This window comes from Exiguobacterium sp. s161, assembly GCF_018619045.1.
Taxonomy (GTDB): Bacteria; Bacillota; Bacilli; order Exiguobacteriales; family Exiguobacteriaceae; genus Exiguobacterium_A; species Exiguobacterium_A indicum.
Genome location: NZ_JACSNH010000001.1, coordinates 483,578 through 503,218, shown reverse-complemented (window position 1 = coordinate 503,218; position 19,641 = coordinate 483,578). Strand labels below are relative to the sequence as shown.

The window sequence follows — 19,641 nt, the reverse complement described above, 5'->3', positions numbered from 1 at the left end:
GAAAACGTCCGATTTCATACGGATGATCTTTTAACAGGTATCCGGTAAACCCGTTGCACGAGTTCCACCCCACCTCGCTCAATCATCGATTCTTCGAAGACCTGACCACCGAATCGCTCGTAAAACTGGCACGCTGGATTATCTCGCAAGACAGAAACCTGCATCGTCTCATATTCCGCTAAGTCCTCAGCGATGCGTTGAAACAACGCTTTTCCGAGTCCTTGTCCTTGTAACGCTTGCAAGACGTAAATCGCATACAGCTCCCCTTCACGCGTATCACTTCGACTGGGTCCACCTTGCGCAAAGCCAACGACTTCTTCTCCTGACACGGCAACATACACGCGCTGATTGACTAATGTCTGTTCCCATTGTTGCGTCCGTTTCACATGCGACAACTGTGCTAAATACAGATCTGGAATGATACCTTGATACGTCTCGCGCCAGGCATCAATATGAACGCGGGCGATAGCTGACGCATCTTCTAGACGTGCTTCACGGATTCTCATAACGGGATGATGAAGCGACGTGTCTCGCGTCCATTACGAACAGTCGGCTCAATTTCTCGTCCGCCGTTCGCTAAGATGACACGGCGAGATGCTAGATTATCAACGCCACACGTCAACAGCACTTGATCGAGTCCACGTTGCCGTGCTTCTTCTAGCGCTAAACGGAGCCCAGTCGTCGCATATCCTTTCTGACGCTCGGATGGTCGGATGCCGTATCCGATGTGTCCACCGTACAACTTCAAGTTCTCCGTCAAGTCATGCCGGAAGTTCAGCGCACCGACGATTCGTTGCCCGTCGACCATCCAGTACGTCGAATGGGTGACAAGACCCGGTCTGACTGTTGTCTCCATTTCCTTCAGTTCCGCAAAATAAGCGCCCAGTGGTTCATATGTGTCTCCGACTGCTTCCGGCACGATCGTTTCGCCCGACTCTCGCCAGTCTTCTAAAAAGGCGCGATACTCTGTCTCCCACGCAAGAGTTGGTTTCATCAACTGCATCATTGGTGATTGCGCACCTCCTCTTCAATCAAACGATCGAGCCAGTCATCGACATGTTGGAACAGATAGCCGGCTTGTTTGGCAGCTGTCGTATCCATATAGAAATCGCGTTCTGGCGCAAGAGGCGATTCATCCTCTCCTTTTGCGACGAGTTGACTTGTCGTCCCCGCAACGCGGTCGATTTTATCCACTAGGTCTTGAATGGATAAGACACCGTCACTTGCAGCGTTGATCGGTCCCGTCAGTTCGGAGCGACCACACCACTCCAGAAAGGCAGCGGCTTCGTAACTTGAGATATACCCCATCTTCGCGTATGTGTTTTCGGCAACAATCGAACGCCCGTCAAGCGCCCGCTTGATATGAAAGACGAGTCGCTCCGTGTAGTCATCTGGTCCGAGAACGACCGGGAAACGGACCGCAACGACTGGGAACGTCGCCCGTTGGAAGAAATAACTCTCCGCTTGGCGTTTCCCTTCACCATATCCATGTTCCTTCTCGAGATCATATTTCCCGGGAAACGGGTTATAGGCACGCTCGGTGATATTCGCACCACCGCCTTCATAGACAGACATCGTCGACGTCAACACGTAACGCCCGACTTTTCCTTCAAACGCGTCGATCGCGAGCTTTGCTTGATACGGTGTGAAACAGATATTGTCATAGATAACATCCCAGTGCTGTTGGCTTAAGTCCTTCATCGTACTACTTGACGTCCGGTCCCCTTTGAAAAATGTCAAGCCCTTCGCAACCGGTGGCGTATGCTCGCCGCGTGTGACGATTGTCACGTCATCCCCCGAATCGGCTAACCGAATCGCAAGCCGGCGTCCGAAGTAGCGTGTTCCCCCGAAGATCAATACTTTTCTCATCCTGAAGCCCTCCCTGTTCGTAGTAGCATTCACTCTCTTAATATTTCGAGTCAACGGAACAGGTCTCCTGTATGCGGACAATAAAAAAATCGTGGACGATGTCCACGATTGGATTCATTAACAGCCACCCGGTGTCCCGGCATTCGTTGCCGTCCGGAACGATGTCCCGCAACCGCATGTTGCGATGGCATTCGGATTCGTGATCGTGAATCCGCCGCCGAGCATCGACTGCTTATAATCGATTTCCAGTCCTTTGACGACCGGGTAATCTTTTTCGTCCACGATGACGGTCACGCCGTGCTGTTCGAAAACGAGATCCGTTTCTTTCTGTTGGTCGAATCCCATTCCGTACGACAGACCACTACATCCACCACCTTGGACGAGCATCCGAAGATTCCGTTCATCTGCTGGTGCCTGCGCCATCATGTCTTGGACTTGTAGCGCTGCTGCCTCCGTTAAATGGATCATGTCATCACCTTCCTTTTCTTTAGTATACGCAACTTCTGAGCGAATCGAAACCTAGTTGCTTGAAACTATCTTGAATTCGTTGTATAAATGGTATGTACAACAAAATAATCGTTCCATCTTCAGGGCAGGGTGAAATTCCCGACCGGCGGTAAACAACTATTATGAGTTGAAGCCCGCGAGCGAATAGGGCGCTATTTGCTGATTCTGTGTAATTCAGGAGCCGACAGTATAGTCTGGATGGGAGAAGATGGCGGCATGAGTTTGAATTTGATCGATTTTTGCAACAATCGATTAGGTTTATTTAATGCGGACTTCTCCCCTGTTGATTTCATCAATAGGGGTTTCTTTATGGACGCAGTCATGCCAATACTTCATCGAGAGGAACGAGCAAAAGGAGACAATACTCGTATGAAACGCACACAAAAAATGGTCACTCTGTCAATGTTAGGTTCAATCTCGTTTGTTCTTATGCTTATCAATTTCCCACTACCGTTCTTACCGAACTATCTGAAAATCGACTTCAGTGATGTTCCTGCTCTCGTCGCAGCGATCATGTTCTCACCGGTCGCAGGTGTCATCGTCGAAGCATTGAAGAACGTGTTATATTACATTTTCCGCGGAAGTGGTGTTCCAGTCGGAGAATTCGCAAACTTCGCTGCTGGTGTCGCATTCGTGCTTCCTGTCAGCTGGTTCTATCACAAAAAGAAATCAACACAAGGTCTCGCAACTGGTCTCGTCGCTGGTACGATCACGATGGCACTCGGTCTTGCGATTCTCAACTATATCTTGATCCTTCCAGCGTATGCATGGTTCCTCGGTATGGACTACATGGCGGATCCAGCTGTCAAATGGACAGCGATCACAGCCGGTATCTTACCGTTTAACGTCATCAAGGCGTTGTTCATCTCGGCACTCTTCATTCCGTTGTTCTTGAAACTACGACCATGGATGATGCGCCGTCAACAATCTGCCTGATCCGAAAAGCTGCGCCCGCTGACGGACACGAATCCCCTCGTTCAGACGAACGAGGGGATTTTTTGGCTGTCCGTGCTCACAGCTCATTCTCTTCGATTTTTAGGTAAATTTTTTCAAGCAACTCTTCCGGCGTCTCGCCTACGACCGTCTCACCATCAACGAGACAAAAATGATCAAGCGAACAAATACCGCAATAGCCGAGGCAACCGTATTCGACGACGTCGACGTTCGGATCACGTTCGAGTTGCTCCATGACGACCTGTGTACCAGCCGCTAAGTTACTGATACAAAATTCAATAATCGGATTCACTTTTTTTCCTCCTTCAAGCAGGAAACGACCTGCCTCATGTCGTATTATACAAGGTCAGACTGATTTAGGGGAACTAAGGGGGATTTTACGTTATGAAGCAATTGGTCGTACTCGGCGGAGGATATGGTGGAATGCGGATTTGTGAGCGATTCAAGGACGAGGAAGTTGCCGTCACGCTCGTCGACCGTCTACCGTACCACGCACTCAAAACGGAATATTACGCACTCGCAGCAGGTACATTATCAGATCGGGATGTCCGGATTGAATTTCCGGAGGGGAAACATCTTACTTATAAATATGGACATGTCATTAAAATCTCACCAGAGACGAATACGGTCCACCTGCAAGACGGATCAGAATTATTCTATGATGACTTGATCATCGCCCTCGGTTGCGAGGATAAATACCACAACATTCCGGGTGCTCAAGAGTTTACATACAGCATCCAGACACTTGAAGAATCGCGCAAGACACAGCAAGCGATCTGTGGTCTGTCACCGGGGTCCGTCGTCTCGATCGTCGGTGCTGGACTATCCGGTGTCGAACTCGCTAGTGAACTGCATGAGAGCCGAAAGGATTTAACGATTCGTCTGTTCGACCGCGGTCCATCCGTCTTGTCATTCTTATCCGACAAAGTCTCATCTTACGTCCAGGAATGGTTCGAGGAGCATGACGTGGAAGTCATCAACAATTCGAACGTCACGCTCGTCACGGCGGACGACGTCCGAAACGGCGACGATACGTACCCGTCGGACTTGACGATTTGGACGGCAGGTACGCAGCCGGTCAAGGTCGTTCGTGATCTCGGCTTTGCTGCAGATAGCGGTGGTCGGATCAAATTGACGGCACATCATCACGTACCGGAATACGATAACGTCTTCGTCATCGGCGATTGTGCCAGCTTGCCGTATGCGCCAAGCGGTCAACTCGCAGAACATCAGGCAGAACAAGTCGTCGACGTCTTGCAAGCGAAGTGGCAAGGGAAAAAATTGCCGAAACTGCCAGAAATCAAACTGCGCGGAATGCTCGGATCGCTCGGGAAATCAGATGGTTTCGGGATCGTCATGGGCAAGCAAGCGCTGACGGGGAAAGTCCCACGTCTCTTGAAGTCCGGTGTCTTATGGAAACACAAAAAGATTAAATGAGCAAAAGAGGTGTCCCGATCTTTGGGATACCTCTTTGTCGTTCACCCCGTCTGACTTAACTTCGCATCAATCGCTGCCGTAATCGTCTTCAGTTTGACGTACCCCTCGTCAATCATCTCATCATCGAGCACGATCAATGGATAAAAATAGACATCCTCTTTTAAGGCTTCCGTCCATTGATCCGATGTTGCTGTCTCGAAATCGACATAGCGAAGCGTCATCGCTTGCTCATATTTCCGTCCGAGGACGGCTTGTAGCCAACTGAACGTCTCTTCCGAGCTAGGTGCCCCGACACAACTCGGACAAGTGACCGCTGTTCCATAAACCGTGATTTCCATCTTGAAGTCCCCCTTTTCAATGCTCTCCTCTTTAGTATACAAGTTTTCCAGATTGAGAACATTTTTCAACCCTGTTACAATGAAACTATACGAAAGGATGTGTTTACGCATGGAAATGTTTGATCAAGTGAATGAAGTTCTTGAAAAATTGCGTCCGTTCCTTCTTCGTGATGGAGGAGACGTTGAACTCGTAGATGTAGAAGACGGAATCGTAAAACTCCGTTTGATGGGAGCTTGTGGTAGCTGCCCAAGTTCAACGATCACATTGAAGGCCGGTATCGAACGTGCCCTTCTTGAAGAAGTCGCTGGCGTCGTTGAAGTCGAACAAGTCTTCTAATACATGAAATCCCGAACGAATTCTCGTTCGGGATTTTTTGATTCATAGAATCCATTCTGCTAACGTATCGACCATGTATGTCGGTTGACGATCCTGACCTTGAATGAAGACGGGTGTATGGACGCCAGAATTGACGTGCATCGTCCGGATGCCTCCATTGATTCCGAATAGAATATCCGTATGGTAGTTATCCCCGACCATGATGACGTCTTCTTTTGACAGACCAATCATCTCCGTTGCGATATCGACCATGACCGGTTCCGGTTTACCGATGAAGAACGGTTCCTTCTCCGTCGTCACGCGCAGGACGGACGTCAAGGCACCGTTTCCTGGTAAGAATCCACGTTCTGTCGGAATGGCAATGTCTCCGTTCGTCGAGATGAAGCGAGCACCAGCACGAATCGCGAGGGCACCGACAGCGAGTTTTTCATACGTGATCTGACGGTCGAGACCGATGACGACGTAATCTGCCGCTTCGGTTGCGACGACGTCTAACCCTTCCCGTTCAAGCGCATCAATCAGTCCTGTCTCACCGATCGCATAGACGCGCGCTTTCGGTGATAGATCAGCGATATAACGACCGGTCGCCATCGCACTCGTCAAGACGTGTTTCGCATCGGAATGAACACCCATCCCGCGTAATTTCTCCGCCACGGCTTCTGCCGTCATCGACGCATTATTCGTCACGAACAAATACGGAATCCCTTCTGCTTGCAGACGATTGACGAAATCGACCGCTTCTTTTACCGGTTCCGTTCCGTTATACATCGTTCCATCTAAATCAAATAAATAGCCTTTTGCCTTCATCCTGACTCACTCCTCGTTTGGTAAAAATGCAGACACCGGTCCGAGTTCTGTCTCGATATACCGGCGAATCGCTTCCGGGAAACGACGTAGCTCTGCTTCCTCTGTCTCAAGTACCGCCCGAATCTCCGCCATACTCGACTGTGTGAATGACCGGACGATCAACGTACGTAACGCAACGAGCTTCTTCAGACTCGTCGCGAGCGGTCCATCGATGACCTTCTCATCTTCTAAAATGAGGATGATATCTTCATAACTTCCCGGATCCCGCATGATGAATCCATCAATCATACTGTTTCCGATGTCGATGACACTTTCGATGACTAAAAAACCGATCCGTTCCATAGCCAGTGCCGTCGTCACCGGATCCCCCGTAACTTCCTTACTTTGTCGAAGTGCCGTCTCATAACAAACGACCGTCTCTTCGATTTTTTGACGATTGACGAAATACATCTTCATTCCCCCTCACATCCTCCATTTTATCGTTATCCGGCAATCCTGAAAAGCAGAAAGGTCATTTGCATCACATTCCCCAATGTGTTATCCTCAATTTAGATTTTTGCTGAAAATAGTATGTCACATTGGTGACGTGGAGGTTATATACATGGAACGGGAACTCGCACTGGAAATCGTACGCGCCACGGAAGCAGCAGCACTAGCTTCTGCTCAATGGATTGGTCGCGGTAAGAAAAATGAAGCGGATGATGCAGCAACGACTGCGATGCGCGAAGTCTTGAACACGGTCAACATGAACGGAACGGTCGTCATCGGTGAAGGCGAACTCGACGAAGCACCGATGCTCTTCATCGGCGAACGTGTTGGAACAGCAAACGGTCCAATCGTTGACATCGCCGTCGACCCGCTCGAAGGTACGAATATCGTCGCCAAAGGTCTCGGTAATGCGATGGTCGTCATCGCTGTCGCCGATCAAGGTGCCCTGCTCCACGCACCGGATATGTATATGGATAAATTAACAGTTGGACCGAACTTGAAGGGGCACGTCTCGCTCGACGATCCACTTGAAGTCATCATTGAAAAAGCAGCTCAATACAACAATAAACGGATTGAGGACGTCACGGTCATCATGCAGGACCGCCCGCGTCACGATCACTTCCGCGAAGCCGCGATGCGAATGGGCGCACGGGTTCGTCTGTTCGAAGACGGCGATGTCTCAGCTGGAATCGCACCACTCTCTCCTGCGACAGGAATCGATATCTTCATCGGTACAGGCGGTGCTCCTGAAGGTGTCATCACGGCTGCTGCCGTTAAAGCGATGGGCGGCGACATGCAAGCACGCTTACACCCGATGAACGAAGAAGAAACTGCTCGTGTCATCCGGATGGGGCTTGAAGATCCGCTTCAACTTTTAACGCTTGATGACCTCATCAAAAGCGACGACTGTATCTTTGCTGCGACCGGCGTCACGACGGGTGAAATGCTCGATGGCGTTAAGTTCTTGACGGATGATATCGTTGAGACGACATCCCTTGTCATGCGTTCAAAGACACGGACGATTCGAAAAGTCATCGCCGAGCATAGCTTATCGCGTAAACCATACTTGCAAAAAGTCCCCCAAACCCTTTAATCTGAAACAGATGTTAGGGAAATGAGGGAAGCTGAATGATGGAAGAACGTGATTTTTTATATGATGATGTCGAACAAACGAAGACACGCTTCGTCAGTTGGATTGGAGAAGCCAGTCGGTTTGATCTCGCCATCACCCACTCGGAGCATTTTTACGGTAAGATTCTCGTCTTGAATCTCTTATCGAATCGCTTTGCGATCATCGGTGCGGACGATTTTGATGAACCGGGCTACATCGCGACGGCGTTTGACGTCGAAGACGATGCGGCAACGGAACTCGAGATGTATCTGCGCGCTTATATCGGTCTATGAAAAAAGCCTTCGTCCGCGGACGAAGGCTTTTTCTTATAAGAGACGATCGTTTCGTTCATTTAGTGTGTTCGGTCCGCTGAAGACGTTCGTATTGTCTGACTCGTCATGGGCACGGCGTTCTGAATGCTGATCCGCTTCATCACCGACGAGTAATACGAATTGACCACTTTCGACCGCATGATTCGCACGATCGACGTCTTCCTTCGTCAAGCCACTTCCGTGGATGGCGTCGCCATGAGAAGCTGTGTCATCTTTTTTGAAGATGCTCTTGATTTCCTGCCAGAGATTACGATGATCTTCCTGTGACAGACGCGTAGATGTCTGTTGGTTGTTCAAATCCGCTAGTTCCTCGATTTGTTCGAGATCGTATTTGTCGTGTGCTAAGACTTTTAAATCAGTCGAGACGACACCGGCAACACGGAGATCGTGCACGGCACTAACAACTTCTGGTACGGATGAGTAAATTCCAACGATTCGCATGGATGGTTCCCCCTATAGGTACATGATACTTATAGTAATAGCCGAATTCCGTCCACTAGAAACGTTTTTCTGTATGACAGTTTGATTACTCGCTTTCCGTCTTCTCTGGTGCAGGTGCGAACTTCCGTTTCAACTTCAACGTATTGGATGAAGAACCGTCGAAGCGAGGTGGTGCTTCTTCTCCTTCTACCAATCCGATCTTCTTGACGATGAAGTAGGCACATCCGAAGTTACAGTATTCGTAGAGATAATCCGCCACATGCGAAATTTTCGTATCGAATGTCGCTTTCTCGTGTTGATCCTCATAGAAGCCACGTAGCCGTAATTGACCGTGCCCCCAGTCCCCCACGATATAATCATATTTCTCTAGGACATCGCTAAAACGACCGATGAAGGCTTCCTCATTAAAACCTTCCCGCTTCTCTTCGACGACCTCATAACGTTCCCGATTGACTTGTATCATTATTCCCACCTCCTGCTGTTCTTATCATAGCATATTCCATTTCGCCTGGCAGACGAAAAACCGTCCGAGCAACTGCTCGAACGGTTTTTGATCGTTAGTCGATCGGAAGTGCTGTTTTATTCTTTTTCGCTGCGTTGACTTGCTCATCCGCGTGATACGACGAACGAACGAGTGGACCTGCCTCACAGTGCGAGAATCCTTTGCTGAGCGCGATCTGCTTCAGTTCAGCGAACTCTTGTGGTGTATAGTATTTGATGACGTCGAGGTGTTTTTTCGTCGGTTGGAGATACTGACCGATTGTCATGATGTCGACGTTATTTGCGCGAAGATCATCCATCGTTTCAAGAATCTCTTCCCATGTCTCACCAAGACCAAGCATCAAGCTCGACTTCGTTGGAATTTCAGGTGCGAGTTCCTTCGAACGACGAAGGAATTCAAGCGTCCGGTCGTAAGTTGCTTTCGCACGAACGGTCGGCGTCAGACGGCGGACCGTCTCGATGTTGTGGTTCATGATGTCTGGTTGTGCATCGATCAGCGTTTTCAATGCCTCAAAGTTCCCACCCATATCTGAAGGCAAGACTTCGATTGACGTCTCTGGATTCATCCGACGGACTTCACGAACCGTTTCAGCGTAAACGCCTGCTCCGAAATCATTCAGATCGTCGCGTGCGACCGCCGTGATGACCGCGTGCTTCAGGTTCATCAATCGAACGGATTCCGCGACACGTTTTGGTTCTTCGAGATCGAGTTCGTTCGGACGTCCTGTCGTCACGGCGCAAAAACGGCACGCACGTGTGCAGATACTTCCGAGAATCATGAACGTCGCCGTCCGGCGAACCGCCCAACACTCGTGGATATTCGGACACTTTGCTTCCTCACAGACAGTATGTAGCTTTTTCTCGCGCATCATACTTTTTAATTCTGTGTAGGTTTCATTCGTATTCAGCTTGATTTTCAACCATTCCGGTTTACGTTGGATTTCTCCGCGTCCCATGGTTTCGCTTCCCCCTTCATCCCCAAAAAGTCAATTCATGTCTGCTTTAGTATAACAAACAATCAGGGTTTGCGAACATGCAATTCATTATATTCCGACTTCTCCGATAAGCGTTTGAACAACAAATCCCGTAACAATTCCGGCATGAAGTATTCTTTTGGCATTTCTTTGATCGCTGGAAAGAGTGGACCGAACGTGAACATATCCGGCAAGACGACCGTATAGTTTTGCGTTGGCTCAAGCGGTTGATGTGCCGCCAAACCAGCATAATGCATCCGCCCCATCAACTTACCACGGAAACCGAGACCACGAACCTTTAATTGTTCGAACTGATCTGTTTTGACTTCGTCGAGGAAAGTTTGTAATTCCCCTCCGGTCATCGTCACTTTACAAGGATTGATCGGGTGCGGGCAGAGTCGATGTAAATCAAAGGCAGAAACAGAACCTGGTGGAAGTGACCCAAGCAGAATGCCTGCTGGGACACAAGCGATATCCGCATCACACCAATCACGCATCGTCTCGACGAGTAACTGCGAAAACGGCGACTCACTGAACCAGTCATTGGCTAGACCCGATGTCTCGCCAATCGGCTCCTTCATCTGTTGTTCCGCCAGATACTGCTCCCGGTCAAGTAATTTTGCCGTCGCTTCATCCTCGGCGTAATCATGCAAGGAGTGAAGGACCGCTTCCTTCTCGCCAGTATCCGTATTCATGTAGATCTCACCTGCATATTGCCCATGTTTTCCCGCTTGTGTGATCAAGACACCGTTCTTAACGACACCGTCATCAAGGACATGATGCGTATGCGCACCGATGATCAAATCGAGCTCCGGAAAACGCATCGCGAGTTCTTCGTCTTGATAGAAACCGAGGTGACTTAAGCAAATCAAGACGTCGACTTCCTGGCGCAAACGCTCGATTTCACGCGCCGCGACTTCAAACGGTTCTTCGATCGTCCAACCAAGTAAACCGTATAGTTCAATATACGGTGCCGTCAGACCAAAGACGCCGACTTTTCCGGTCGGTAATTCGTGAATGACTCCTTGCTTGGCAAACGGTGCTTCTAAATTCGAGACGAGGACCGGAAAGTCCGCTTCCGTGTAGAGGTTCGCTAACCAGTCGTGCGGAAACGTGATGCCTTCATTGTTCCCGATCGTCACGGCAGTCGGCATCAACGCATTCAGTAGATGCGTATTGATTTTTCCTTTTGTTGCTTCCGTCGCTGGATCGACACGGTCAGCATGATCGCCGAGATCAAAAACGAGCGAATCATACGTCCGGTGTTCCTTGACGAAGGACATGTAGCGAGGCCACATGTCGAAGTGTGAATGCAGATCATTATAGTGAATGATGTGTAACTTCATGCAGAAGCCCCCCTTGATGATTTAAAACAATGAGATTTGTCGCGGCGCGAGTTCATAGTCGAGATCGAGAATCTCGATTAATCGTTTCGCATTCGGGGCAGCATCTCCTGCTGAGTTGTTATTGAAGAAGACATAGACATCCTTTGCTTCCGCTGCCACGTTTCGGACGTGGTTTGCGAGTTCCTGTAACTCGTCTTCTGAGTAACGATAGAGACAGCGGACTTTTCGCCAATCGTCGCTGCTTTGACCCGGTTTCTTTAACCAACCCGCTTTATTTCGTCCATGGAGGCGGATGAATGCCGTCTCCTGCGTCACGACCGGTACGAATGGTACGGAACCATCTTCCGTCTGCGGTTCGTCACAAATCGTATGAATGAACTGATGTTCCTTCAAAAAACGGAGCGTCCGCTCACGATAAACATCTGAATACCACGATGGATTCCGGAACTCGATCGCGACCGGCAGTCCAGCAAGTGATTTTCGGATCGTTTGCAAATATTCCAAGTGCATTTTGCTGACATCGAACCAGGGCGGCAACTGCACGAGGATTGCCGCAATCTTTCCACTCTTTCGCATCGGTTCGATCGACGCGATATATTGTTCAAAAATCGGTCCGAGCGGATCTTTGTTGTCCCGGTCGTGCCCACTCATCGCCCGGTGGACCTTGACGATGAAGCGAAACCCGTCCGGCGTCTCGGATACCCATTTCTCATAGTTTCGTTCCGGTTGAATCGCATAGAATGTCGAGTCGACTTCGACCGCTGGAAAATGACCGGCATAAGCAGCCAGTTTCTCTTTACGATCTTGCGGGGTCAAGTAGAGACTATCATGATCTCCCCAGCCCGTGACACCGATATATATCATGCTCTCTTCCCCCTTGTGTGTTCTATTCTACCTATTCATCATAGCATAGCAGAATCCGGGATTTCTTCTTCGATGCTTCAATTTAAACGTTCATATTCAAGTATGATACATCCCGATTCGAAGCATTGTGTTTTGATCATTTTTAAGTGTTGCGGTTGATCGAACACCGGAAACATCCGTTTTCCACCGCCGAGCAGAACGGGATAAATCACGACATGATAACGGTCGACGAGTCCAAGTCGTATCGCTTCAGCAGCAAGCGTCGCCCCACCAATCGCGATCTGTTTTCCAGGCAAGGCTTTTAGTGCTTGAAGTTCCTCGGTAAGTGACTTGGTCGCTAGACGTGTCTTTCCTTCGACAGCGTCGAGCGTCCGCGAGAAGACGACCTTCTCAAGCGATTGCCAGGTTTTCGCATACTCAACGACAATCGGCTCGTCTTCCTGATCCGCTGTCTCCCAGTATTGCATCATCTCGTACAAACGACGTCCATAGACATGGGTATCGAACGCTTTCTCATAGTCATTGAAATACTGATGTAATTCTGCGTCCGGTGAAGCGAAATCGATCCTACCTGACGCATCTTCGATATAACCGTCAAGCGAGACTTGAAAGGAATAGACGATGTCACGCATAGTAATCCCTCCTTTTTCACTCTTTACCCGAATACCCATTTCATGAAAAAACTCTCCCATCCGTAGATGAGAGAGTAAGACGAATTATCCGATTGAACCTTCCATCTCGAACTTGATGAGACGGTTCATTTCGACCGCATATTCCATTGGAAGTTCTTTTGTGAATGGCTCGATGAAGCCCATGACGATCATTTCCGTTGCTTCCTCTTGTGAGATCCCGCGGCTCATGAGGTAGAACAATTGCTCTTCCGAGACCTTCGAGACTTTCGCTTCGTGCTCGAGCGAAATGTTATCGTTGAGGATTTCGTTGTACGGAATCGTATCCGACGTCGATTGGTTATCCATGATGAGCGTATCACATTCGATGTTCGAACGTGCACCTGTCGCTTTCCGTCCGAAGTGAACGATACCGCGGTACGTGACTTTACCACCGTGTTTTGAAATCGACTTCGAGACGATCGTCGACGACGTGTTTGGTGCTAAGTGAATCATTTTCGCACCTGCATCTTGGTGTTGACCTTTACCAGCGATTGCGATTGACAATGTCATACCACGTGAACCTTCACCTTTGAGGATGACGGCTGGGTATTTCATCGTCAGTTTTGAACCGATGTTACCATCGACCCATTCCATCGTTGCGCCAGCTTCACAGATTGCACGCTTCGTAACGAGGTTGTAGACGTTGTTCGCCCAGTTTTGGATCGTTGTGTAACGGCAGTAAGCGTTTTTGTTGATGAAGATCTCAACGACCGCTGAGTGAAGCGAGTTCGTTGTGTAGACCGGTGCTGTACATCCTTCGACGTAGTGAACCGATGCTTCGTCATCAACGATGATCAACGTCCGCTCGAATTGACCCATGTTTTCCGAGTTGATGCGGAAGTAGGCTTGAAGCGGCGTGTCGACTTTAACACCTTTTGGTACGTAGATGAACGATCCACCTGACCAGACCGCTGTGTTCAAAGCTGCGAACTTGTTGTCTGTTGGCGGGATCAATTTTCCGAAGTATTCACGGAAGATATCTTCGTTCTCTTTTAAGGCTGTATCTGTATCTTTGAAGACGACACCGATTTCTTCGAGGTCTTCTTTCATGTTGTGGTAGACAACCTCTGACTCGTACTGAGCCGAGACACCTGCCAAGTATTTTTGCTCTGCTTCTGGGATACCGAGCTTGTCAAACGTACGTTTGATTTCTTCCGGTACTTCATCCCACGATTTCTCTGCACGTTCAGACGGCTTGACGTAATACGTGATGTCGTCGAAGTTCAATTCTGAGAGATCGCCACCCCACGCTGGCATTGCTTGTTCGTTGAAGATCTTGAGTGATTTCAAACGGAAATCAAGCATCCATTGTGGTTCTTCCTTCATTTTCGAGATCGTTTCGACGACTTCAGTCGTCAAGCCGCGTCCAGAACGGAAGATCGAGATATCGCGATCGTGGAAACCATATTTATAATCGCCAATTTCCGGCATGTTCTTTGCCATGTTCATTTCCTCCTCTTACTTGCTTGTGACCGAAGTTTACTTCCCTTCTTCTACGCCGCGTTCGAGCGCCTTCCAGGCAAGTGTCGCACATTTGATCCGTGCCGGGAATTTCGTAACACCCGAGAGTGCCTCGACGTCCCCGAGGTCGAACGATTCGTCGTCATAGTCTTTTCCTTGGACCATGTCCGAAAAGATATCCGCGAGTCGTAAGGCTTCTTCGATAGTCTTACCTTTGACGAGTTGCGTCATCATTGAAGCAGACGCCATGCTGATCGAGCAGCCCTCCCCGTCAAATTTCGCATCACGGACGACATCGTCTTCAATCGCGAGCTGGAGACGAATCGTATCGCCGCACGTCGGATTGTTCATGTCGATCGTGACGCCCCCCTCGATCGCACCGCGATTTCGGGGAGTTTTATAGTGATCCATGATCACTTGACGATACAAGTGATCGAGATTGTTAAAATCCATGACTGAAATACTCCTTCGTTTGGCGAAGTCCTGTCACGAGTGCGTCAACCTCTTCTTTCGTGTTGTAGAGATAGAAGCTAGCGCGAGCCGTCGAGCTCGCTCCGAGCCAACGCATCAAGGGCTGTGCACAGTGATGACCGGCGCGAACCGCGATTCCCTGCATATCAAGGACGGTTGCGACGTCATGTGCATGGACATCACCGAGATTGAACGTGACGAGTCCAACGCGTTCTTCCGGACCGTAAATCGTGAGTCCGTCGATGTCACGCATTTGTGCCATCGCGTACTGCGCGAGTTCACGTTCGTGTGCTTCGACGTTCTCTAAACCAATCTCTTCTAAGAAATCAATCGCTGCTGATAAACCAACGGCACCAGCGATGATTGGTGTACCCGCTTCGAAACGATATGGAGACGGTTTGAACGTCGACTCTTCAAGACCAACGTAATCAATCATCTCACCACCGAATTCGACCGGTTCCATCGCATTGAGTAATGCCTTTTTCCCGTAAAGGACACCAACGCCTGTCGGACCACACATCTTGTGTGCGGAAAAAGCGAGGAAGTCACAGTCGAGATCCGTGACATTGATCCGTTGGTGCGGTGCACTTTGCGCAGCATCGACGACCATGACTGCACCGCGAGCGTGCGCAAGACGAGCGACTTCTTTGATCGGATTGATTGTACCGAGAACGTTCGAGACATGTGCCATCGCGACGATCTTCGTCCGGTCAGACAGTTGTGCTTCGACTGCTTCGACCGTCACGCGACCATCCGCTGTCAAATCAACGTATTTCAACTTCGCTTTTTTGCGTTTAGCGACTTGTTGCCACGGAATGAGATTCGCATGGTGTTCGAGGTACGTGACGACGATTTCGTCGCCTTCTTCGACATGCTTCATGCCGTAGCTTGACGCGACGATGTTGATCGCCGTCGTCGTGCCGCGGGTAAAGATAATTTCTTCATGGTGTTGCGCCTGGATGAAACGACGAACGTTCTCACGCGCACCTTCGTACGCATCCGTCGCTCGTGTTCCGAGCGTATGGACGCCACGGTGCACATTCGAATGAATCGTCTTATAGTAGTCGTCAATCGCATTGATGACGACGAGCGGCTTCTGCGAAGAGGCCGCACTATCGAGATAGACGAGTTTCCGGTCGTTGACCTGTTGGTCGAGGATCGGAAACTGATTGCGGATGGATGCATCGATTCCCATATTAGTTTACTTTCCCTTCGATGACTTGAACGAGACGTTCTTTCACCGAGTCAATCGCAAGTTCCGAGACGACTGGCTGGAGGAATCCGTGAACGACGAGGCGTTCTGCTTCCTTCCGTGAAAGGCCACGGCTCATCAAGTAGTAGAGTTGTAGTTCATCGACACGACCGACAGATGCCGCGTGTCCTGCCATGACGTCATCCTCATCGATCAAGAGGATCGGGTTCGCATCACCACGTGCCTTTTCAGACAACATGAGGACACGTTCCGTTTGAACGCCGTTTGATTTCGAAGCGCCGTGATGGATCATCGACGTTCCGTTGAAGATCGATGTTGCTGCGTCTTTTTGGACACCGTGGATCAAGATGAAACCTTCTGATCCTTTACCGAAGTGGTCCGTCCGGACGTTGAAGTTTTGTTTTTGCTCTCCACGACCGACCGTAACGGCTTTCGTATCTGAGAACGAATCGTTTCCGACGAGGTGTGTTTTTGTTTCTGTAACCGTGTGACCGTCATTCATGTGACCGAGTGCCCATTCAAGCTTCGCGCCTTGTTTGACGACACCACGACGGTTCATATACGTGATGGCACCTTTCGATAGCGTGTCGACACCACCGAAGAGGACTTTTGCGTTGTCTTCAACGAAGACTTCTGTGACGACGTTGACGTTATGCGCTTCTTCACCGTAAGAGACGAAGTTCTCGATATACGTCAGTTCGCTGTCCGCATCTGCGACGATGATCGCGTGATGGTAAAGCGCTGCGCCTGATTGCTCAAGCGTGTAGATCGCTTGCATCGGTACAGAAAGCTTGACGCCTTTTGGTACATAAAGGAACGTACCGCCGTTACGAAGTGCTGCGTTTAATGCCGCAAGACGATCTTCGTTGACTTGAACACCTTCCGTCATGAAGTACTTCTCGACGAGTTCCGGGTGTTGTTTTAATGCGTCTTCGAGCGTCGTGAAGATGACGCCGTTCGCCGCTTCACTGTTTTGCGCGTGGACGAGTTGTCCGTTACGCGTGACGAGCATATGATCACGGTTTTCGCCGATCAATGCTTCGATATCTGAAGAAAGACCAGTGACGGTTTCGAGTTCCGTCGTACCTTCTGTGAAGTTCCAGCCTTCGATCTTGATTTTTTCTACTTTTGGCAATGCGAGCGTTGGGGCAAGATCAAGCGCGTCTTGACGCTTTGCGACCATCCAAGATGGTTCCCCTAAGCGAGTCGCACGTTCTGCCACTGCCTCGCGATTTACTGCAAGATTCAGTTCTACAGTCATCATGCTTCCTCCCTCGTCTTACGCTTTTGTTTCGATTTCGACGTCTTCGATGCCGAGTTCTTTTTTAACCCAGTCATAACCTTCTGCTTCGAGACGGTGTGCGAGTTCTTTACCACCAGACATGACGATTTTTCCGCCCATCATGATGTGGATGAAGTCTGGCTCGATATAGTTCAAGAGACGTTGGTAGTGCGTGATGATCAAGCAGCCGAATTCAGGTGAACGCATTTCGTTGACACCTTTTGCGACGACTTTCAATGCATCGATATCAAGACCTGAATCGATTTCATCAAGAATCGCGATCGCTGGTTTAAGCATCATCATCTGAAGAATTTCGTTACGTTTCTTTTCTCCACCAGAGAAACCTTCGTTGAGGTAACGGTGTGCCATTTCTGAAGGCATCTCGAGAAGACCCATTTGTGAATCAAGCTCACGGATGAACTTCATGAGTGAGATTTCATCGCCTTCTTCACGACGCGAGTTGATCGCTGAACGAAGGAAGTCGGAGTTCGTGACACCACTGATTTCGCTTGGGTACTGCATTGCGAGGAACATTCCCGCTTGTGCGCGCTCATCGACTTCCATGTCGAGGACGTCTTCGCCGTCGAGTGTGACTGAACCAGATGTCACTTCGTACGATGGGTGACCCATCAATGCTGATGCGAGTGTTGATTTACCTGTCCCGTTTGGTCCCATGACCGCGTGGATTTCCCCGCCTTTGATTTCCAAGTTGACGCCTTTCAAGATTTCCTTGCCGTCGATCGCGACGTGTAGATCTTCAATCTTCAAGTGTGAAGCCTTCATGTTAGAATCCCTCCATCTATTCATTTCGTGACTGACGATTCAGAACACGAGCGTTACTAATTTAGTATCATTCTAATCTTAAAGAAACATCGCGTATTATTCAAGCGTCATCGCTCGTTGATTTTTCTCAAAATCATGCGTTTTGTTGAGAATCATTCGAAAGTTTCACCGGTTCCTCGAGTTCCTCGATCGTCGAAGCCCGATGAATCCGTTGTGACAGTAAGAGCAGTGGTATTCCGAATAATGTCAAGCCCGCTAATATCCCGAAAATCGGTAACGGACGGTCCGCTCCATATAAACTTAACAAATGTCCTCCGGCGATCGGACCGATGGATTGTCCGATCGACGTTAAGCCCATCGCCCCGAAATAACTGCCCCGTAATTCTGGCTTCGCGAACCGATCAGTCAAGATATCAGTCATCGTGAACATCATGACTTCCCCGCACGTGAAGATGAACATCGCGACGATCATCAACCAGATCGCGTTCGCATTTCCCATGATGAACAATCCGATCGCAACTGTCGCAATCCCGGTCGTGATCGAAACGAGCGGTGACGTCTTGACACCAAACTTCATGATCGGATATTGAACGATCAAGACGGTGATCGCATTGATCGTGATTAAGATCGCATAGAGTGTCTTCCCGCCTTCAAGGAGTGACGTTTCCGTCAAGAACTGTGGCAAGGTCGAGTTGAACTGGCTGTAGCCGAAGACGCCGAAGATGATACCGGCGAGTGCCAGCGTAAAGGCGATATCCGTCCGCAACAGACGAACCGTTGCTCCGAACGATACCTTTTTCCCACCATGCGTCTCGGTGATCGGGTGACGTTTGAATAAGATACCGATCATCACCCCGTACACGATATAGACGAACGCCGTGATGTAAAACGTCGCGGACGTGTTCCCCGCACTCAGCAGCAAAGCGATTCCCGGTCCAATCGCTGCTGCGATGTTGATCATCGCGTAACGGATATTGAAGACGAACAACCGGTTCGCTTCGTCCGTCGTATCACTGATCAAGGCACGGGCGGACGGTTCAAAAATCGAGCGACAGACCCCGTTCAAGGCACTAAGCGTAAAAAATGCCCAGAACGTCTCGACTTGCGCAAGTGCGATGAAGACGATCGCGAATCCGATCGTTCCGGCAAACATCATCGCCCGCCGTCCATACCGGTCCGACAATGTACCACCGATGAAGCTCATGACAAGACTGGCGATCGCTGAGATACTGAGGACCCAGCCGACATCGACCGGATCGAATTTCAAAACGGTCGTCATGTAGATGGCGAAGAACGGCATCGTGATGAACGTTCCGAGACGCGAGAAAAACGTCCCGAACAAGACCCCGAGTGTCAACGGATGCAGTTGACGTATGCGTTGCATATGATTCCCCCTAACCCCTGTTTCAGGCAAATGAAAAGCATCCTTCCATTATATAGGAAGGATGCCGGT

General features: G+C 49.6%; 25 protein-coding genes and 1 riboswitch. Of the genes, 5 read left to right on the top strand and 20 right to left on the bottom strand.

All coding sequences use genetic code 11. The annotated features are described in order from the left end of the window. Positions 1–14: 14 nt before the first annotated feature. The 4 genes from KNQ14_RS02425 to KNQ14_RS02410 form a co-directional block, all read right to left on the bottom strand. Positions 15–506, bottom strand: a complete 492-nt coding sequence (locus tag KNQ14_RS02425) for a GNAT family N-acetyltransferase (protein WP_214859520.1) — start codon at positions 504–506, stop codon at positions 15–17. Further along, positions 503–1,006, bottom strand: a complete 504-nt coding sequence (locus tag KNQ14_RS02420) for a GNAT family N-acetyltransferase (RefSeq protein ID WP_075643068.1) — start codon at positions 1,004–1,006, stop codon at positions 503–505. The genes KNQ14_RS02425 and KNQ14_RS02420 overlap by 4 nt, the downstream gene beginning before the upstream one ends. After that, entirely contained in the window at positions 1,003–1,869 is an 867-nt protein-coding gene (locus KNQ14_RS02415) for an NAD-dependent epimerase/dehydratase family protein (RefSeq protein WP_214859518.1), read from the bottom strand. Before KNQ14_RS02415 ends, KNQ14_RS02420 begins: the two co-directional genes overlap by 4 nt. A gap of 117 nt (positions 1,870–1,986) precedes the next feature. Further along, entirely contained in the window at positions 1,987–2,337 is a 351-nt protein-coding gene (locus KNQ14_RS02410) for a HesB/IscA family protein (protein ID WP_029342414.1), read from the bottom strand. A 111-nt stretch (positions 2,338–2,448) separates the two neighbouring features. Next, positions 2,449–2,590: riboswitch (FMN riboswitch) on the top strand. Between the two features lie 155 nt (positions 2,591–2,745). On the opposite strand from KNQ14_RS02410, the gene KNQ14_RS02405 reads away from it, so the two are divergent. Further along, the gene (locus KNQ14_RS02405) at positions 2,746–3,312 is read left to right on the top strand and encodes an ECF transporter S component (RefSeq protein ID WP_029342415.1); all 567 of its coding nucleotides are present in this window, start codon (positions 2,746–2,748) and stop codon (positions 3,310–3,312) included. Positions 3,313–3,388: 76 nt separating this feature from the next. On the opposite strand, the gene KNQ14_RS02400 is transcribed toward KNQ14_RS02405, so the two are convergent. Next, complete coding sequence (locus KNQ14_RS02400; RefSeq protein WP_023469141.1) at positions 3,389–3,622, bottom strand: YuzB family protein; 234 nt, start codon at positions 3,620–3,622, stop codon at positions 3,389–3,391. Between the two features lie 92 nt (positions 3,623–3,714). On the opposite strand from KNQ14_RS02400, the gene KNQ14_RS02395 reads away from it, so the two are divergent. Continuing rightward, positions 3,715–4,767 (top strand): NAD(P)/FAD-dependent oxidoreductase, encoded by a 1,053-nt coding sequence (locus KNQ14_RS02395; protein ID WP_023469142.1) that lies wholly within the window; start codon positions 3,715–3,717, stop codon positions 4,765–4,767. Positions 4,768–4,808: 41 nt separating this feature from the next. Here KNQ14_RS02395 and KNQ14_RS02390 read toward each other — a convergent pair whose 3' ends face one another. Then, the gene (locus KNQ14_RS02390) at positions 4,809–5,105 is read right to left on the bottom strand and encodes a DUF1462 family protein (protein ID WP_056062835.1); all 297 of its coding nucleotides are present in this window, start codon (positions 5,103–5,105) and stop codon (positions 4,809–4,811) included. Between the two features lie 109 nt (positions 5,106–5,214). Here KNQ14_RS02390 and KNQ14_RS02385 point away from each other — a divergent pair, with 109 nt between their 5' ends. Beyond that, positions 5,215–5,442 (top strand): NifU family protein, encoded by a 228-nt coding sequence (locus KNQ14_RS02385; RefSeq protein WP_012371190.1) that lies wholly within the window; start codon positions 5,215–5,217, stop codon positions 5,440–5,442. A 42-nt stretch (positions 5,443–5,484) separates the two neighbouring features. Here the strand turns inward: KNQ14_RS02385 and KNQ14_RS02380 are convergent, their stop codons facing one another. Together KNQ14_RS02380 and KNQ14_RS02375 are read right to left on the bottom strand one after the other, a co-directional pair. Further along, positions 5,485–6,249: a TIGR01457 family HAD-type hydrolase gene (locus tag KNQ14_RS02380; RefSeq protein WP_023469144.1), complete on the bottom strand. Its 765-nt coding sequence runs from the start codon at positions 6,247–6,249 to the stop codon at positions 5,485–5,487. Between the two features lie 6 nt (positions 6,250–6,255). Beyond that, entirely contained in the window at positions 6,256–6,699 is a 444-nt protein-coding gene (locus KNQ14_RS02375; RefSeq protein ID WP_023469145.1) for a DUF86 domain-containing protein, read from the bottom strand. Positions 6,700–6,850: 151 nt separating this feature from the next. On the opposite strand from KNQ14_RS02375, the gene glpX reads away from it, so the two are divergent. Together glpX and KNQ14_RS02365 are read left to right on the top strand one after the other, a co-directional pair. Then, positions 6,851–7,831 carry a class II fructose-bisphosphatase gene (gene glpX / locus KNQ14_RS02370; RefSeq protein ID WP_029342420.1) on the top strand — a complete coding sequence of 327 codons (981 nt, stop codon included), beginning with the start codon at positions 6,851–6,853 and terminating at the stop codon, positions 7,829–7,831. A gap of 35 nt (positions 7,832–7,866) precedes the next feature. Further along, complete coding sequence (locus tag KNQ14_RS02365; RefSeq protein WP_034786088.1) at positions 7,867–8,142, top strand: DUF3055 domain-containing protein; 276 nt, start codon at positions 7,867–7,869, stop codon at positions 8,140–8,142. Between the two features lie 33 nt (positions 8,143–8,175). Here KNQ14_RS02365 and KNQ14_RS02360 read toward each other — a convergent pair whose 3' ends face one another. From KNQ14_RS02360 to KNQ14_RS02305, 12 genes are all read right to left on the bottom strand, one after another. Continuing rightward, on the bottom strand, positions 8,176–8,622 hold the full coding sequence (locus tag KNQ14_RS02360; RefSeq protein ID WP_029342422.1) for a general stress protein: 447 nt from the start codon (positions 8,620–8,622) through the stop codon (positions 8,176–8,178). Between the two features lie 85 nt (positions 8,623–8,707). Continuing rightward, a complete protein-coding gene (locus KNQ14_RS02355; protein ID WP_023469149.1) occupies positions 8,708–9,085 on the bottom strand; it encodes a YutD family protein in 378 nt (125 codons plus the stop codon). A gap of 94 nt (positions 9,086–9,179) precedes the next feature. Continuing rightward, positions 9,180–10,079 (bottom strand): lipoyl synthase, encoded by a 900-nt coding sequence (gene lipA, locus KNQ14_RS02350; protein ID WP_023469150.1) that lies wholly within the window; start codon positions 10,077–10,079, stop codon positions 9,180–9,182. 62 nt (positions 10,080–10,141) lie between these two features. Next, entirely contained in the window at positions 10,142–11,443 is a 1,302-nt protein-coding gene (locus KNQ14_RS02345) for a bifunctional metallophosphatase/5'-nucleotidase (RefSeq protein ID WP_214859516.1), read from the bottom strand. A gap of 21 nt (positions 11,444–11,464) precedes the next feature. Then, positions 11,465–12,307: a DUF72 domain-containing protein gene (locus KNQ14_RS02340; RefSeq protein ID WP_214859514.1), complete on the bottom strand. Its 843-nt coding sequence runs from the start codon at positions 12,305–12,307 to the stop codon at positions 11,465–11,467. A 77-nt stretch (positions 12,308–12,384) separates the two neighbouring features. Further along, complete coding sequence (locus KNQ14_RS02335; protein ID WP_214859512.1) at positions 12,385–12,939, bottom strand: dihydrofolate reductase family protein; 555 nt, start codon at positions 12,937–12,939, stop codon at positions 12,385–12,387. Positions 12,940–13,023: 84 nt separating this feature from the next. Then, positions 13,024–14,421, bottom strand: coding sequence for a Fe-S cluster assembly protein SufB (gene sufB / locus KNQ14_RS02330; RefSeq protein WP_023469154.1), 1,398 nt, complete (start codon positions 14,419–14,421; stop codon positions 13,024–13,026). A 36-nt stretch (positions 14,422–14,457) separates the two neighbouring features. Beyond that, positions 14,458–14,892, bottom strand: coding sequence for a Fe-S cluster assembly sulfur transfer protein SufU (gene sufU, locus KNQ14_RS02325; RefSeq protein ID WP_023469155.1), 435 nt, complete (start codon positions 14,890–14,892; stop codon positions 14,458–14,460). After that, positions 14,882–16,105, bottom strand: coding sequence for a cysteine desulfurase (locus tag KNQ14_RS02320; protein WP_214859510.1), 1,224 nt, complete (start codon positions 16,103–16,105; stop codon positions 14,882–14,884). Before KNQ14_RS02320 ends, sufU begins: the two co-directional genes overlap by 11 nt. Before the next feature lies 1 nt (position 16,106). Next, positions 16,107–17,384: a Fe-S cluster assembly protein SufD gene (gene sufD, locus KNQ14_RS02315; protein WP_214859508.1), complete on the bottom strand. Its 1,278-nt coding sequence runs from the start codon at positions 17,382–17,384 to the stop codon at positions 16,107–16,109. Between the two features lie 18 nt (positions 17,385–17,402). Beyond that, positions 17,403–18,188: a Fe-S cluster assembly ATPase SufC gene (gene sufC / locus KNQ14_RS02310; RefSeq protein ID WP_023469158.1), complete on the bottom strand. Its 786-nt coding sequence runs from the start codon at positions 18,186–18,188 to the stop codon at positions 17,403–17,405. A gap of 133 nt (positions 18,189–18,321) precedes the next feature. Next, a complete protein-coding gene (locus tag KNQ14_RS02305) occupies positions 18,322–19,572 on the bottom strand; it encodes an MDR family MFS transporter (protein ID WP_214859505.1) in 1,251 nt (416 codons plus the stop codon). Between the last annotated feature and the right edge of the window lie 69 nt (positions 19,573–19,641).